Annotated in this window: 19 protein-coding genes and 2 other annotated features; of the genes, 17 read left to right on the forward strand and 2 right to left on the reverse strand. The window is 34.2% G+C overall.

Annotation, left to right across the window (positions count from 1 at the left end):
• Positions 1-21: 21 nt before the first annotated feature.
• The 8 genes from WMO19_RS03070 (at position 22) to WMO19_RS03105 (ending at position 5808) form a co-directional block, all read left to right on the forward strand.
• A complete protein-coding gene (locus tag WMO19_RS03070; protein WP_349170159.1) occupies positions 22-678 on the forward strand; it encodes an O-methyltransferase in 657 nt (218 codons plus the stop codon).
• The gene (locus WMO19_RS03075) at positions 665-1894 is read left to right on the forward strand and encodes a peptidase U32 family protein (protein WP_349170160.1); all 1230 of its coding nucleotides are present in this window, start codon (positions 665-667) and stop codon (positions 1892-1894) included. Before WMO19_RS03070 ends, WMO19_RS03075 begins: the two co-directional genes overlap by 14 nt.
• Positions 1884-2501, forward strand: a complete 618-nt coding sequence (gene udk / locus WMO19_RS03080) for a uridine kinase (protein WP_349170161.1) — start codon at positions 1884-1886, stop codon at positions 2499-2501. The genes WMO19_RS03075 and udk overlap by 11 nt, the downstream gene beginning before the upstream one ends.
• A 105-nt stretch (positions 2502-2606) precedes the next feature.
• Positions 2607-3194: a translation initiation factor IF-3 gene (gene infC, locus WMO19_RS03085; protein ID WP_245543905.1), complete on the forward strand. Its 588-nt coding sequence runs from the start codon at positions 2607-2609 to the stop codon at positions 3192-3194.
• An 11-nt stretch (positions 3195-3205) separates the two neighbouring features.
• Positions 3206-3397: a 50S ribosomal protein L35 gene (rpmI, locus tag WMO19_RS03090; protein WP_019107680.1), complete on the forward strand. Its 192-nt coding sequence runs from the start codon at positions 3206-3208 to the stop codon at positions 3395-3397.
• A gap of 12 nt (positions 3398-3409) precedes the next feature.
• Positions 3410-3760, forward strand: a complete 351-nt coding sequence (gene rplT / locus WMO19_RS03095; protein WP_019125837.1) for a 50S ribosomal protein L20 — start codon at positions 3410-3412, stop codon at positions 3758-3760.
• A 65-nt stretch (positions 3761-3825) separates the two neighbouring features.
• Entirely contained in the window at positions 3826-5154 is a 1329-nt protein-coding gene (locus WMO19_RS03100) for a TrkH family potassium uptake protein (RefSeq protein WP_349170162.1), read from the forward strand.
• A gap of 3 nt (positions 5155-5157) precedes the next feature.
• Positions 5158-5808: a potassium channel family protein gene (locus WMO19_RS03105; RefSeq protein ID WP_019125835.1), complete on the forward strand. Its 651-nt coding sequence runs from the start codon at positions 5158-5160 to the stop codon at positions 5806-5808.
• 36 nt (positions 5809-5844) lie between these two features.
• Here the strand turns inward: WMO19_RS03105 and WMO19_RS03110 are convergent, their stop codons facing one another.
• Complete coding sequence (locus tag WMO19_RS03110) at positions 5845-6018, reverse strand: hypothetical protein (RefSeq protein ID WP_349170163.1); 174 nt, start codon at positions 6016-6018, stop codon at positions 5845-5847.
• 126 nt (positions 6019-6144) lie between these two features.
• Between WMO19_RS03110 and WMO19_RS03115 the strand changes: the two genes are divergently transcribed.
• The 4 genes from WMO19_RS03115 to WMO19_RS03130 are packed head-to-tail and all read left to right on the forward strand — an operon-like array spanning position 6145 to position 9275.
• Positions 6145-7248, forward strand: a complete 1104-nt coding sequence (locus tag WMO19_RS03115) for a DUF3048 domain-containing protein (protein WP_349170164.1) — start codon at positions 6145-6147, stop codon at positions 7246-7248.
• A gap of 49 nt (positions 7249-7297) precedes the next feature.
• The gene (locus tag WMO19_RS03120; protein WP_019125832.1) at positions 7298-7798 is read left to right on the forward strand and encodes a DUF4342 domain-containing protein; all 501 of its coding nucleotides are present in this window, start codon (positions 7298-7300) and stop codon (positions 7796-7798) included.
• Between the two features lie 47 nt (positions 7799-7845).
• Positions 7846-8592, forward strand: coding sequence for a TrmH family RNA methyltransferase (locus WMO19_RS03125; protein ID WP_349170165.1), 747 nt, complete (start codon positions 7846-7848; stop codon positions 8590-8592).
• Positions 8589-9275 (forward strand): DUF6873 family GME fold protein, encoded by a 687-nt coding sequence (locus WMO19_RS03130; protein ID WP_349170166.1) that lies wholly within the window; start codon positions 8589-8591, stop codon positions 9273-9275. Before WMO19_RS03125 ends, WMO19_RS03130 begins: the two co-directional genes overlap by 4 nt.
• Before the next feature lie 111 nt (positions 9276-9386).
• Here the strand turns inward: WMO19_RS03130 and WMO19_RS03135 are convergent, their stop codons facing one another.
• Complete coding sequence (locus WMO19_RS03135; protein ID WP_349170167.1) at positions 9387-9890, reverse strand: hypothetical protein; 504 nt, start codon at positions 9888-9890, stop codon at positions 9387-9389.
• A gap of 257 nt (positions 9891-10147) precedes the next feature.
• Positions 10148-10326: a binding site (T-box leader), on the forward strand.
• A gap of 45 nt (positions 10327-10371) precedes the next feature.
• On the opposite strand from WMO19_RS03135, the gene thrS reads away from it, so the two are divergent.
• The 5 genes from thrS (at position 10372) to obgE (ending at position 14849) form a co-directional block, all read left to right on the forward strand.
• A complete protein-coding gene (gene thrS, locus WMO19_RS03140; RefSeq protein ID WP_349170168.1) occupies positions 10372-12282 on the forward strand; it encodes a threonine--tRNA ligase in 1911 nt (636 codons plus the stop codon).
• A 136-nt stretch (positions 12283-12418) separates the two neighbouring features.
• Positions 12419-12486: a sequence feature (ribosomal protein L21 leader region), on the forward strand.
• Between the two features lie 10 nt (positions 12487-12496).
• The gene (gene rplU, locus WMO19_RS03145; RefSeq protein ID WP_349170169.1) at positions 12497-12802 is read left to right on the forward strand and encodes a 50S ribosomal protein L21; all 306 of its coding nucleotides are present in this window, start codon (positions 12497-12499) and stop codon (positions 12800-12802) included.
• On the forward strand, positions 12802-13131 hold the full coding sequence (locus WMO19_RS03150; RefSeq protein WP_349170170.1) for a ribosomal-processing cysteine protease Prp: 330 nt from the start codon (positions 12802-12804) through the stop codon (positions 13129-13131). Before rplU ends, WMO19_RS03150 begins: the two co-directional genes overlap by 1 nt.
• Before the next feature lies 1 nt (position 13132).
• The gene (gene rpmA / locus WMO19_RS03155) at positions 13133-13432 is read left to right on the forward strand and encodes a 50S ribosomal protein L27 (protein WP_019125824.1); all 300 of its coding nucleotides are present in this window, start codon (positions 13133-13135) and stop codon (positions 13430-13432) included.
• A gap of 148 nt (positions 13433-13580) precedes the next feature.
• Positions 13581-14849 carry a GTPase ObgE gene (obgE, locus tag WMO19_RS03160; protein ID WP_349170171.1) on the forward strand — a complete coding sequence of 423 codons (1269 nt, stop codon included), beginning with the start codon at positions 13581-13583 and terminating at the stop codon, positions 14847-14849.
• Positions 14850-14855 lie beyond the last annotated feature (6 nt).

Consider the following 14855-nt stretch of genomic DNA (forward strand, 5'->3'; position numbering starts at 1 on the left):
GTTCCCTTTTTTAGAGGAATTATGCCAAATATAAATTACGATTATATAGAAAATTATTTGAGAAATTTAAAAGAAATTGACGATGAGAAACTTAGAGAGATGAATGATTTTGCAGAGGAAAATCATGTTCCCATAATCGAAAGGGAAAGCGAAGAATTTATTAATTTTTTGATTTCAATGCAAAAGCCAAAAAAAGTTCTGGAACTGGGCACAGCCATTGGTTACTCGTCCATTTCCTTTGCCAAGAGAAATAAGTGCATAGAAAAAATCGACAGTGTGGAATTAAAGCATGAAATGGCGGAAATTGCCAGGAAAAATATTTCCGATGTAGGCCTTGAAAATATTATTTCTGTTCACGAAAGTGATGCCTATGATTATTTACTTTACTTAGAAGAAAAATATGATTTAATTTTTATTGACGCTGCCAAGGGGCAATACGAAAAATATTTTGACTCTGCACTTAAAAATTTAAATGAAAAGGGACTTATAATCTGCGACAATGTTCTCTTTAAGGGCATGATTGCAGAGGACTCCCTAGTTAAGAGAAGAAAAATAACTATTGTAAAAAGACTTAGAAAATTTTTAAAGGACATTTCAGAAGACGAGAGATTTATCTCTTCTGTCGTTCCCATTGGAGATGGAGTCCTTTTAGTTAGGAGAAAAGATGAAGAAGATTGAACTTTTAGCACCAGCTGGTGATATTAATAAATTAAAGACTGCAGTAGACTATGGTGCCGGTGCAGTTTATCTTGGAGGAGAAAGCTTTGGACTTAGAAAGGCATCAAAGAATTTTTCCCTTGAAGATATAAAGTGGGCAGCAGACTATTTGCACGAGAGGGGAAAAACCCTTCATGTAACTTTAAATATTATCCCTCACGACAAGGACATGATGGGAGTAGAAGATTACATCAAAAAACTTTATGATATTGGAGTGGATGCCTTAATAGTTGCAGATCCAGGTATGTTTATGAAGGTAAAGGAAGTGGCACCAGATTTTCCAATTCACATTTCAACTCAAGGCTCAGTTACAAATGCCGAAACAGTAAAATTTTGGCAAAAACTTGGGGCAGAAAGAGTTGTAATGGCAAGGGAATTAAGTTTAAAGGAAGTTTCTGATATAATAAAGGAAGTTGGAGATTCCATTGAGATTGAAACCTTTGCTCACGGTGCCATGTGTATGTCCTACTCAGGGAGATGCCTTTTGTCAAATTATATGACGGGAAGAGATGCCAACATGGGCGACTGCGCACAACCTTGCAGATATAAGTACCACTTAGTTGAAGAAAAGAGACCTGGGGAATATTTCCCAATTGAAGAACATGATGAGGGCACTTTTATCATGAACTCCAAGGACCTATGCATGATTGAGCACATTGACGACTTAATCGAGGCAGGCATAGCCAGCTTAAAAATCGAAGGCAGAGTAAAAAGTGAATATTATCTTGCAACTGTTATTAGGTCTTACAGAATGGCAATTGACGCTTACTATGCCGACAGAGAGAATTATAAGTACGATCCCTATCTTTTGGAAGAGATAAAAAAAGTTAGCCACAGAGATTTTACTACGGGATTCTTTTATGGCAAGGCCAATGAAAATTCACAAGTCTATGAAGACAACTCCTACATCAGGGGCTATGACTTTGTGGGAATTGTCCTTGATTATGACAAGGACTCAAAGATAGCAACTATTGAGCAAAGAAATAGGGTCTTTGTTGGCGATGAAATCGAAATTTTTGGCCCTGGCATCAAACACTTCGACTACAAAATCGAAAGGATGTTAGATGACAAGGACAAGGAAATTGAAGTTGCAAACAAGGCAAAGCAAATTTTTAAGATAAAAATAGATAAGCCTATTGAAAAAGGATTTATTTTGAGGAGAGAAAATGAAGACTAAAGCCTGCATTATTGGCATATGTGGTGGAAGCGGCAGTGGAAAAAGTACTGTCACAAAAAAATTAATTGAGCTTATTGGAAAAGAAAATGTATCTGTAATTGAGCAAGATTCTTATTACAAGGACCAGTCAAATCTCGCCTTTGAAGAGAGAGTAAAGACTAACTACGACCATCCTCTTGCCTTTGATAACGACCTCTTATTTAAGCACTTAGAGATGTTAAAGGAAGGCAAGGAAATTGAAAAGCCAATTTATGACTTTTCCCTTCACAACAGAAAGAAGGAAAAGGAGATAGTTTATCCAAAGCCAATTATAATTTTGGAAGGCATCTTAATTTTTAGTGAGGTAAATTTAATCGACATTATGGACATAAAAGTCTTTGTGGACACAGATGCCGATGTCAGAATTATTAGGAGAATTAAAAGGGATATGCATGAGAGGGGAAGGTCTCTTGACTCAGTAATTGATCAATACATGGCAACAGTAAGACCATCTCACCTTCAATTTGTTGAGCCTTCAAAGAGGTATGCCGATATAATTATTCCTGAAGGTGGCGAAAATGAAGTGGCAATTGATCTTTTATACCAAAAAATTAAATCTTTAGTATAAAAAACATTTGACAAGACAAAAACTATGTGTTATCATATCATCTGTTATTAAAGAAGAAGTCCGCTTCTCACCTAATGGCAGGGTCATTTAGGTTGTTTAAAAATTATGATGAATTTGCGGGCATCTTTGGGTGCCTGCTTTTTTAATTTACGGAGGTGCTTAGAAATTAAAGAACTTCAAATCAATGAAGAGATAAGGGAAAAGGAAGTCAGATTAGTAGATGATGAAGGCAATCAATTAGGCGTTGTGCCTAAGATGCAAGCCATCGATTTGGCTATATCTAAAAAACTGGACTTAGTCAATGTTGCGCCAAACGCAAAACCACCAGTATGTCGTATAATGGACTATGGTAAATACAGATACGAACAAGAGAAGAAAGAAAAAGAAGCTAAGAAAAAACAAAAGGTAATCAATATTAAGGAACTTAGATTAACTCCTAATATTGAAGATCATGACTTAAATACTAAAGCCAATAGAGCTATTGATTTCTTAAAAAATGGTGACAGAGTTAAGGTTTCAGTTAGATTTAGAGGTAGAGAGATGGGTCACACTGATCTTGGACGAGATGTTCTCGACAAGTTTTATGATTTAATTTCTGAGTATGGAGTTGTGGACAAAAAACCTAAAATGGAAGGAAGAAGTCTTGTGATGTTCCTTTCAGAGAGAAAAGACAAAGATAAGTCTGATAATTAAGGAGGATTTTTATGGCAAAAATGAAAACTCACAGAGCTTCCGCCAAGAGATTTAAGAGAACTGGTTCTGGAAAGCTTAGAAGATTTTATGCTTATAAAGGACATTTAACTGGTAAGAAAACTGCTAAGAGACTAAGAAAACTTAGAAAGGGCAGTTTAGTTTCTAAAGGTGATCAAAAGAGAATTGATCACATGATCCCTTAATAGGAGGTAAAGATGGCTAGAGTAAAAAGAGGCGTTAACGCTAAAAAAAGACATAATAATATCCTAAAACAAGCTAAGGGATATTTTGGTGCCAAATCAAAATTATATAGAACTGCAAACCAAGCTGTTATGAAATCTCTAAACTACTCATACATTGGTAGAAAACAAAGAAAAAGAGATTTTAGAAAACTTTGGATTACAAGAATTAATGCTGCTGCAAGAATTAATGGCATGAGCTATTCTAAATTTATTAATGGTCTTAAGAAAGCTAACATTAACATTAACAGAAAGATGCTTTCTGAAATGGCTATTAATGATCCAGAAGGTTTTGCTAAACTAGTTCAAATTGCAAAGGAACAATAATTTTATGCTCCCTTTAGGGAGCTTTTTTTGTATAATGAATATATAAAAAATTTTTTGAGGGTATTATGATTAGAAAATTAAAAAAGAATCCACCTCTTATAGTATGCCTTTCTTTTTTTGCACTGATTTTCTTGGGCGCCTGTCTATTAGACCTTCCCATAGCAAGTGCAAATGGCGAGAGAATTGGATTTTTAAATGCATTCTTCACATCTACATCGGCATCCTGTGTAACGGGACTTATTGTCGCCAACACTGCCACTCAGTGGACTGCCTTTGGCAAAGTCGTTATAATTATTTTAATTCAAATTGGGGGTCTGGGCACAATGGTGTTTTTGTCCCTTGTTGCCATGGCACTTAACAAGAGAATTGGAATTACTGAGAGAAGAATTATAAAGGAACAGACAAGTGCAGACACTAGCAAGGGCATCATTAGACTTGTAATTTATATTATTAAATTTTCTTTGACTGTAGAACTTATTGGGGCGATTTTACTTGCCACAAAATTTATCCCAGACTTTGGACTTGAAAGAGGAATTTTATTTTCTATCTTTCATTCGATTTCTGCCTTTTGTAACGCAGGCTTTGACATCATAGGCAATTCTCTAACGGATTATGTGTCTGATTTTACTGTCAACATGACAATTTCTATTTTAATAATTTTTGGCGGTTTAGGTTTCACAGTTTTTATTGACATATATAGAAAGAAAAGATTTAAAAATTTAAGTCTTCACTCAAAGGTTGTAATTTCCTTTACGGCAATGCTACTTTTAGTGGGCACTCTTGTTTTTTTCTTAATTGAATACAGGAGTCCAGCTATGGCAGGTTTGTCTCTAAAGGGGAAAATTTTATCTTCCTTCTTTATGTCTGTCACATCGAGAACAGCTGGCTTTAATACAATTGACATAGGAAAGATGCAAGAAGGTTCTGTAATTGTAACTATAATGTTAATGTTTATTGGTGCCTCTCCAGCATCAACTGGTGGAGGAATTAAGACTACAACTTTTGGAGTTTTATTATCATCAACAATTTCTGTTTTAAGGGGAAATAAAGAGACAGAAATATTTCACAAGACAATTCCCTATAATACACTTATTAAATCTCTTTGTATTTTCACCTTGGGATCTTTCTTAGTAATATTTTCTTCTCTTTGGATTACACTTATTGAGCAGGGGAAATTTTTATATTTAGATATTTTATACGAAATTGTTTCAGGCTTTGGAACAGTTGGTATTAGTAGAGGAATCACTGCAGATTTAAGTTCTCTTTCAAAGATAATTTTAATTGTCTTAATGTATCTTGGAAGAGTGGGAGCGGCAACTTTAGGTGTGGGAATTTTAGATAATCACAGAAAGAAACACACGAAATATTCAGAAGGAAAAATAATAGTGGGGTAATTTATGAAGACATTTATTGTATTTGGCTGTGGTAGATTTGGTTCTACTGTTGCCACAAGATTATATGATTTAAAAAATGATGTTGTAATTGTAGATTATGACGAAGAAAAAATTGACGCAATTTCAGAAAATGTCACTGAAGCAGTTATATGTGACCTTGAAGATGAAAAGGCAATGACAGAGCTTGCACTAAAAAATTATGATGTTGCAGTAATTGCCATTGGAGAAAATCTTGAAGCTGCCGTCATGGCAGTCCTTGCATCAAAGGAAGCGGGAATCGAAAAAGTTATTGCCAAGGCACCTAATTATAGATTTGGAAAAATTTTGTTAAAGTGTGGGGCAGATAAAATTATTTTCCCTGAAAGAGACATGGGATTTAGACTTGCAAATAATTTATCCAATGATTATTTACTAGATGCCAATGAAATTTCTAAGGGCTATACTATTTATGATTTAAAGGCAAGCCCAAAGATGAATGGTAAAGAAATCCGTGACTTAAAACTTAGAGAGGATTATAATTTTAATGTTTTAATGGTTAAGAGAGCTGGAGAAAATTTTGTAAACCCTCTTGCTTCTTTTAAGATAAAAGAAGAGGACATCTTAACAGTTTTAGGTTCCGATAAGGATATTAAAAGATTTACAGAAGTAAATTAATAAGGGCAGTTGCCCTTATTTTTTTTTTTGCAAAATTTATAAAAATTTTTTTAGAATGAATTCATATACAAGCATTAGCCAAGCTATGAGGTTAAAGACATAGGAGACTTTGCCTCTTAGTTTTTCGTCTTTAATTATTTTTGTGTATTTAGTCAAAAAGTATCCAAACAAAGCAGTAAAATAGACAATTATTTCAAGATATTTATTCATAAAATCACCACCTTTTTTATTTTATCACAAGAAAAAATTTTTTAAAATTAATCCTTTGTTTACATATTGACCTTTATAAACTACAATTAAGTTAATACATAAAAGAAATCAGAAAGAGGAGAGACAATGAAAAAATTAAAAAAACTTTTACTTATGACTTTAGTGGCGACTTCACTAATTGCCTGCAACAAAGACACAAACACAGCTAATGCACCTAAGGAAGAAGAAAAAAAAGAGCCAGAAAAAATAGTTTACTACACACCACTTACTCATGAAGAAAGAGACAATGAAGAACAAGCCAAGAAGAAAATCTTTGCAGTAATGCTTGACAACCACGATGATGCAAGACCTCAAGCACAAATTTCTAAGGCTGACATAATTTATGAGTACAGAGTTGAAGGCGAGTTTACAAGATATATGGCACTCTTCCAAAGTAATTTCCCTGAAGGTGTGGGACCAGTTCGTTCTGCAAGACCTTACTTTGTGCAAACTGCCAAGGAATACAATGCAATTTATGCTCACTGGGGCGGCTCTGAAGCAGGACTTGCTGAAGTTAGAAATAGACACGTAGTTGACCTTGACGGAATTGCCCTTGAAGGAATAGTCTTCCACAGAAATAAAGATGTTGGCAAGCGCGCACCCCACAATGGATATATTTCCCTTCCTGAACTTGAAAATTATTTAGTTGAGAAAAAGGGCGTCGATGTAAATGACAACACTGTATCACTAAATTTTTATGACGAGATAGCAGAAATTGAAGGTCTAGATGTAAAAGAAATCACACTAAACTTTAACCAAAATTATAAGACAAAATTTATCTATGATGATGCAAGTGGAAAATATAAATACATTCGCCAAGATAAACCTGTTATTGATGAAGCGACAGGCGAAGAATTTTCTACAGATAACCTAGTTGTCCTCTTCCAAAAGGGAGTAGTTGCTGGACCTAAGGGAACTTTAAAAATGGCAAATATAGGAAGCGGCTCAGGACTTCTTCTTCAAAAGGGAAAACTTGCTCCTATAACTTGGGAAAAGGAAAATGAAGATGCTAGGACAATCTTAAAATATCCTGATGAAACTGAAGTTAAATTTTACCCAGGCAGAACTTTCTTTTCTATAGTTGATGAAGAAAAGGATGCTGTTTATACATTGCCACAAATTGATGAAGATGGCGCAGATGATCCTTCTGCAAATACTAATGCAAAGGCAGAAGACCAAGCTGAGAAATAATAATTTTTAAAATATTTTTCTTGGGTAAATATAAGCACGAGGTGATATTATGATTAATATGACAAAAATTGACTATGTTATTAATACTACTGGAGCATCCTATGAAATTGTGAGAAAGGCACTACTTGATAGCGACGGCGATGTTGATGACGCTATAAAATTTATCAATGAAGGAAGATACGAAGAGGCAGCTGAGGCTTCAAAGGTTTTCGAAAGCGAAGAAGAAAAAGAATCCTACGAAAGTCGCCAAGGTAAAACAGGCAGAGAATATGTTGACGAAGTTATAAATTATCTTGACGAAATTGTTGACGCAATAAAGGAAATTTGGAGAAAGGGCAATGCAAGCAGACTTCTTGTTGAAAAAGACAATGAAACAGTTTTATCTCTTTCCCTAACTACATCTGCCATTGGAATGATTTTGGCGCTTCCTGCATCACTTATTGGACTTTCTGCAGCCTATGTTTATGACTACTCCTTTAAAATAATTATGGAAAATGGCGAAGTCATTGATGTCAAAGAATATTTAAAAGATAAAAGTAAATTCAAATAAAAAGTGAAGAGCCCTGCGGGGCTTTTTTCTTTAAGGCGAGGAGCAAAATGATAATCACAAGTAAAAACAATGAGACCTATAAATTTTTAAAGAGTTTAAAGGAAAAAAAATATAGACAAGAGCATGGACTTTTTATGGTGGAAAAGCCTGTGGTAATGGAAGAGGCAAGAGACTTTAGACCCAAATATATTGCCATAAATGAGTCTTCCTTTAAGGAAAATAAATTCACTGACATAATAAAAAGAGTGAAGGAAGAAGACTTATTTATTTTTTCAGACAATATTTTCAAAAATCTTTGCGATGCAGTGACTTCACCTGGCATAATCGCCTACTACAGTGAGGTCCACAGAGAGTTTCATGAAGAGTCTGGGAAATTTTTGTACTTAGATGACATAAGAGAGCCGGGAAACCTTGGAGGCATAATAAGATCTGCTGATGCCTTTGACCTTGATGGTCTAATTATTTCGCCAAACTCCTGCGATTTATACAATCCAAAGACAGTTAGGTCCTCCATGTCATCAATTTTTAGGGTCCCAATATATTTTATGAGCCGGGAAGATTTGGTGAATTTAGATTTTAATATTATTGCAACTTCTCTTGACAATTCAAGATCCACAAGGGACTATAAATTTAAGGACAAGGACATTGTTGTAATAGGCAACGAGGCAAAGGGCGTTTCAGAATTTTTGATGTCTCATGCCAAGGGGTTTTTAAATATTCCAATCTCTCCCAATGTTGACTCCTTAAATGCCAATGTTGCGGCATCAATAATAATTTACGAGATGATGAAATGAAATATGTAATTGTGGCAGAAAAATTTCCAGAAAAATCTTTAAAAATATTAAAAGAATATGGGAAAATTGTTAGAACAAAATCAAATAAAAATTTAATGAAAGGATTAGACACTCATCCAGATATTTTAGTCCATCCACTGCCCAGTGGAGAGCTTGTTGTGGATAGGGATAATTTAGAATACTACAAAAAATTTTTTCCAGACAAAAATATCATTCCATCACATTCAAGTTTGTCAAAAAAGTATCCAAAAGATGTGCCCCTAAATGCCTTCACTTTTAAAAATTATTTCATCCACAACTTAAAATTTACAGATCAAGTTCTCTTAGATTATTACAAAAATTCTGGCTATGAGATGAAAAATATTAAGCAGGGATATGGCAAGTGCTCCTCACTTGTGACCAATGACTTTATCATTACAAGTGACGGCGGAATTTATGAAAGCCTAAGGGATTTTATACCAATTTATAAAATAAAGCATGGAGAGATTAGGCTTCAAAACTTTAACTACGGTTTTATAGGTGGTGCAAGTGGAGTCTTGGGCAAAAAAATATTCTTCACAGGAGATTTTTCTCATCACTCCTCCCATGAAGAAATTTTAAAAATAATAAAAAAATATGATTATGAAATTGAAATTTTATCAGATGAAACAATAGAAGATTTTGGTTCTATTTATTTTATTTAAAACTTATGTAAAAATGGAAAATATAAAAGATGGTATGTAGAAGGCTTAATTCCCTTCTTTAATACCATCTTTTATTTATAATATAATTATTAGGATATTTATAAACATATACTATCTATTTATTTTTTTGTTAAGAATTTTTTCATATAAAAATTTATTGTCATCAAGGTAATCAAACATTAACTTAGAAAGCAAATCTTTAAAAACTAAATCTTCTTCAAGGTAAGATTCTTTAGAAACCCCAGAAATGTAAGTCATCTCTGTTAGAAGTCTACCACTATTTGTAGACATATATTTAGTCTTTTCTTCAAGTATAAAAAAAAGAAAATTACCATATTCTGCTTCACGAGGATCCACATACTCTATACTTTTTTCATTTTCTATAATTTTAAAGAGACGAAAGGACATGTCTTCTATCTCAACATTTAACTTAATATTTCCAACGAAATACTTTGCATTTTCACTAAGCATATACTTCTTGTAAGGAGGTAATTCTGAAAAATTAAGTTCAACAAGGTCAAATTTATTTTTGAGATAATTTATAAGGTCTTTTGAATCCCTCTCGCCAATAGGAATTAAATGCTTGAACATTTTAATTTGAGTTTCATAATTCATTTTACTTTTACATCTCCTTAAAGGATTATTTTATGATAAGAATCATAAAACAATTTAAAAATTTCTTTCTCATAAAGTTCTCCCTTTACACAAACATTATAATTTCTCAATCAATTATTACAATTAAATTATACCAAAGAGAGAAAAATTTTGTTTTAAAAACTTTTCAGAGGGTAATAAATATTAGTAAGTTGAGAGAGAATTTCTCTTGGCTCTTGAATTTTTAAAGATTATATGTTAATATAAGAGCAATTTTAAAAATGGCTTTGATAAGAAGAGTAAATTATATAAAATTTTTAGAGAGGAAACGGCTGGTGCAAGTTTCCAATTTTATATTTTTGAAAACTAACTTGGAGCCCCATAGCAAACTATGGCGTATGGATGCGTTAAATCCCTCGAGTTTAATTAAGGTGGAACCACGGTCATCGTCCTTTGGGATGATGACTTTTTTTATTTTATTTTTTAATTTTAGGAGGATATGATGATAATTAAATACCCAGACGGATCACAAAAGGAATATGAAAGTGGCGTAAAGGTAAGTAAAATTACTGGAGATATCTCCCAAGGACTTCTTAGAGATTCCCTTGGAGCTGTTGTCAATGGAGAAATTTTAGGACTTGACGATGAAGTTTATGAAGATGCTCACTTCAAAGTTGTAAAATTCGATGACATTGAAGGAAAGAAAATTTTATGGCACACTGCATCTCACTTAATGGCTTATGCAATTAAGGAACTTTATCCAGAAGCAAAATTTGCCATTGGACCTGCAACTGAAACAGGCTTCTACTATGATCTAGACCTTGAACACAGATTTGTAGATGAAGACCTAAAGGCAATTGAAGATAAGATGAAGGAACTTGCTAAAAAAGATCTTCCAGTAGAAAAAATTGAAGTTTCAAGAGAAGAAGCAATAAAGTATTTCAAGGAACAAAATCAAGAATATAAGGTTGAACTAATTGAAGACCTTCCAGAAGATGAAAAAATCACTATGTATAAGATTGGTGACTTCACTGACCTTTGCAAGGGACCACATCTTCTTTCAACTAAAAAAGTTAAGGCAATAAAACTTCTTTCAATAGCTGGTGCTTATTGGAGAGGCGACTCAAACAACAAGATGCTTCAAAGAATTTATGGTATTGCCTTTGAAAAGCAAAAACAATTAGATGAATACATTGAAAGACGCGAAGAAGCTGAAAAGAGAGATCACAGAAAACTAGGTAAAGAACTTGACCTCTTTAGCATGCACGAAGAAGGACCTGGCTTCCCATTCTTCCATCCAAATGGAATGATTTTGAGAAACACTCTACTTGAATGGTGGAGAGGAGTTCTAAATGAAAATGGTTACGGAGAAATCCTAACTCCAATTATCTTAAACGAAGCCTTGTGGCACAGATCAGGACACTGGGATCACTACAAAGACAATATGTATTTCACAAAAATTGACGATGGAGATTATGCTGTTAAGCCAATGAACTGCCCAGGCTCAATTTTAGTTTACAATTCAAATAATCACTCTTATAGGGACCTTCCAATTAGACTTGCTGAATACGGAATTGTTCACAGACACGAACTTTCTGGAGCCCTACACGGACTATTTAGGGTAAGAACATTTACTCAAGACGATGCCCACGTTTACTGCTTATTCTCACAAGTAAAAGACGAAGTATTTAAGATGATTGACCTTGCTGATTACCTATACAGCACTTTTGGCTTTAAATATACAATTGAACTTTCAACAAGACCAGATGACTTCATGGGCGACATCGAATCATGGAACTTGGCTGAAAAGTCACTTAAGGAAGCCCTAGAAGAAAAGAAACTTCCATACACAATTAACGAAGGCGACGGAGCTTTCTATGGTCCAAAGATTGACTTCCACCTAGAAGATGCCATTGGAAGAACTTGGCAATGTGGTACAATCCAACTTGACTTCCAACTTCCAGAAAACTTTGACTTAACTTATGTTGATGAAGATGGAGAAAGAAAGAGACCAGTTATGCTTCACAGAGCCCTACTAGGTTCAGTTGAAAGATTTATGGGTATCCTAATCGAACACTTTGCAGGTAAATTCCCACTATGGTTATCTCCAGTACAAGTTGAAGTTATTCCTGTATCTGACAAATTTAAAGATTTTGCAGAAAAAATTGCAGACAAACTTCACGCTGAAGGACTTAGAGTTCATCTTGATGGCCGTACAGAAAAAGTTGGCTACAAGATTAGAGAAGCACAAGTTAAGAAGATCAACTACATGCTAGTAATTGGAGAAAAAGAAGAAACTTCAGGCAAACTTTCTGTTAGAAAGAGAAATGGCGAAGAAGTAGCTGATGTTGATGTAGATGAATTTATTGCATCACTAAAAGAAGAAATCAAAAATATGACAATAACTGACTAATTTTTAATTTTTCAGTTGAAAATCTTATTAAATAAAGATAAAATCTAAGCAGGTGAAAGCCTGCTTATTTTTTTATGAGGATTTGTCTAAAAATAGCAAATAATTTCTTTACAAAGCCAAGTCCTTGTGATAAAATACATTGATGTAACCGCACAGAATAGGTTTTAAACTTAGGTGCCTATAATGGCGAGTCTTGTAATGAGGAGGTGCTACAATGTACGCAATTATTGAAACAGGCGGAAAACAATATGTTGTTGAAGCTGGTGACAAAATTAAAGTTGAAAAATTAGATGTAAAAGAAGGCGACAAGGTAACTTTTGACAAAGTTCTTTTTGTTTCAGGTGATGAGACTAAAGTTGGTGCTCCATTTGTTGATGGTGCAAAAGTAGAAGCTAAGGTATTGGCACAAGGTAAGAACAAAAAAGTTGTTGTTTACAAATACAAATCTAAGAAAAACGAAAGAAAGAAAAACGGACACCGTCAACCATACACTTTAGTTGAAATTTCAGGTATTAACTAATGACTATTATTGACCTTTACAAAAAGGGCGATTATTACTGTGGATTTAAGTCTTGTGGTCATGCAGAGGGCGAATTTGATAAAATTGTCTGCTCCAGCATTTCAACTCTCACTCAAACTCTTTATTTTACACTGATAAATAAACTTGGAGTTTGTGAAAGTGAAATTAAAGACAGGCAGGGCGACGGATTATTAAAAATAGAAATTTTAAATAGTGATATTTTTAAAAGAAAAGATATTCAAACTTGTTTTGAATTTATGATAATGGGAATTGAGCTTATCGATGAAGCTTACCCAGAATATTTGACACTAAAGATCGTGGAGGTGTAAAATGATTAAATTTGATTTATTGCTTTTTTCTTCAAAAAAGGGAGCAGGTTCTTCTAAGAACGGTCGTGATTCAAACTCAAAGAGACTTGGAGTTAAAAGAGGCGACGGTCAATTTGTTCTAGCAGGCAACATCTTAGTTAGACAAAGAGGAACAAAAATCCATCCAGGCGAAAATGTTATGAAGGGTTCTGATGACACTTTATTTGCTACAGCTGATGGTATTGTGAGATTCACAACTAAGGGCAAGGGCGGAAAGAAATTCGCCAATGTTTACGAAGAAGAAAAAGTTGAATTAGCATAAAGATGAAGCAAGGGAAACCTTGCTTTTATTTTTTTCTTTGTAAAATCTAAAATTTCACCAAGATTTTACATATTTGACATAAGGTTCAAGTTTTCACTACAATTCAGTGTTAATTCTATGATATAATTTTAGAAAATGCGAGGTTAAAATGTTTATAGATATAGCAAAAATAAAATTAAAAGCCGGAAAAGGTGGAGATGGCGCTGTCGCTTGGAGACGAGAAAAGTTTGAACCAGCTGGTGGACCTGCTGGAGGCGACGGTGGAAGAGGCGGAAGCGTAATTGTAATGACGGACTCTGGACTTCACACCTTGATGGATTTTAGATATAAAAGAGAATACAAGGCCGAAAATGGACAAAACGGCATGAGTAAATTAAAATTTGGAAGAGATGGCGAGGACATAATCTTAAAAGTTCCCGTTGGAACTCTAATTAGAGATGCAAATACCAAGGGCGTCATCTACGACTTAAAGGAAAATAATATGGCTGTCACTGTATGTAAGGGTGGCAAGGGTGGTCTTGGCAATGCAAGATTTAAGACATCAACTAGACAAGCACCGGCCTTTGCCCAAGCAGGCAATGTTGGCGAAGAAAGGGAAGTAATTTTAGAATTAAAACTTCTCGCCGATGTTGGACTTGTTGGTTTTCCAAATGTAGGCAAGTCAACCCTACTTTCCATAGTGACATCTGCCACTCCAAAGATTGCAAACTATCACTTCACTACACTTTCTCCAAACCTTGGAGTTGTAAGAATTGATGAAGGTGAATCATTTGTAATTGCAGATATACCAGGTCTTATTGAAGGGGCATCTGAAGGAATTGGACTTGGCGACGAGTTCTTAAAGCATGTTGAGAGAACTGGAATTTTAATCCATGTCCTTGACATTTCTGGCTCTGAATACAGGGACCCTCTTGAGGACTTTTATAAGATTAACGAAGAACTTGTGAGATACAATGAAAAGTTAGGCGAAAAGAAGCAAATTATTTTTGCCAACAAAATGGATATGCCAGGTGCCCAAGAAAATCTAAAAAAATTGGAAGAAGAACTTGGCGACAAATACGACATTATAGCAGGTTCTTGTGCAACTACAAAAAATTTGGACAAATTAATGAAGCTAACATATAATAAGCTAAAAGAAGTAGATTATAGTGACTACAAGACCTACGATGAAGAGCATGTGGAAGAAGTTACAAGAGAAGAAGGCATAAGAGTATTTAAAGATAATGGCGAATACTTTGTTGAAGGACCTTATATTGACAAACTCCTTCGCTCAACGAATTTTGACGACTACGACTCACTTAAATATTTCCAAGAAAATCTTAGAAAAAATAAAGTTGTTGAAAAATTGGAAGAACTTGGGGCAGAAGATGGATGTGCTGTATTTATCGGCGGCTACGAATTTGAATTTTTTGAATAAATAATA

This window comes from Peptoniphilus hominis (ex Hitch et al. 2025) (assembly GCF_040096015.1).
GTDB classification, from domain to species: Bacteria; Bacillota; Clostridia; order Tissierellales; family Peptoniphilaceae; genus Peptoniphilus_A; species Peptoniphilus_A hominis.

Coding starts and splice junctions, on each gene's coding strand:
- WMO19_RS03070 (WP_349170159.1), top strand. CDS start 22: ATGCCAAATATAAATTACGATTATATAGAAAATTATTTGAGAAATTTA.
- WMO19_RS03075 (WP_349170160.1), top strand. CDS start 665: ATGAAGAAGATTGAACTTTTAGCACCAGCTGGTGATATTAATAAATTA.
- udk (WP_349170161.1), top strand. CDS start 1,884: ATGAAGACTAAAGCCTGCATTATTGGCATATGTGGTGGAAGCGGCAGT.
- infC (WP_245543905.1), top strand. CDS start 2,607: ATGATGAATTTGCGGGCATCTTTGGGTGCCTGCTTTTTTAATTTACGG.
- rpmI (WP_019107680.1), top strand. CDS start 3,206: ATGGCAAAAATGAAAACTCACAGAGCTTCCGCCAAGAGATTTAAGAGA.
- rplT (WP_019125837.1), top strand. CDS start 3,410: ATGGCTAGAGTAAAAAGAGGCGTTAACGCTAAAAAAAGACATAATAAT.
- WMO19_RS03100 (WP_349170162.1), top strand. CDS start 3,826: ATGATTAGAAAATTAAAAAAGAATCCACCTCTTATAGTATGCCTTTCT.
- WMO19_RS03105 (WP_019125835.1), top strand. CDS start 5,158: ATGAAGACATTTATTGTATTTGGCTGTGGTAGATTTGGTTCTACTGTT.
- WMO19_RS03110 (WP_349170163.1), bottom strand. CDS start 6,018: ATGAATAAATATCTTGAAATAATTGTCTATTTTACTGCTTTGTTTGGA.
- WMO19_RS03115 (WP_349170164.1), top strand. CDS start 6,145: ATGAAAAAATTAAAAAAACTTTTACTTATGACTTTAGTGGCGACTTCA.
- WMO19_RS03120 (WP_019125832.1), top strand. CDS start 7,298: ATGATTAATATGACAAAAATTGACTATGTTATTAATACTACTGGAGCA.
- WMO19_RS03125 (WP_349170165.1), top strand. CDS start 7,846: ATGATAATCACAAGTAAAAACAATGAGACCTATAAATTTTTAAAGAGT.
- WMO19_RS03130 (WP_349170166.1), top strand. CDS start 8,589: ATGAAATATGTAATTGTGGCAGAAAAATTTCCAGAAAAATCTTTAAAA.
- WMO19_RS03135 (WP_349170167.1), bottom strand. CDS start 9,890: ATGAATTATGAAACTCAAATTAAAATGTTCAAGCATTTAATTCCTATT.
- thrS (WP_349170168.1), top strand. CDS start 10,372: ATGATAATTAAATACCCAGACGGATCACAAAAGGAATATGAAAGTGGC.
- rplU (WP_349170169.1), top strand. CDS start 12,497: ATGTACGCAATTATTGAAACAGGCGGAAAACAATATGTTGTTGAAGCT.
- WMO19_RS03150 (WP_349170170.1), top strand. CDS start 12,802: ATGACTATTATTGACCTTTACAAAAAGGGCGATTATTACTGTGGATTT.
- rpmA (WP_019125824.1), top strand. CDS start 13,133: ATGATTAAATTTGATTTATTGCTTTTTTCTTCAAAAAAGGGAGCAGGT.
- obgE (WP_349170171.1), top strand. CDS start 13,581: ATGTTTATAGATATAGCAAAAATAAAATTAAAAGCCGGAAAAGGTGGA.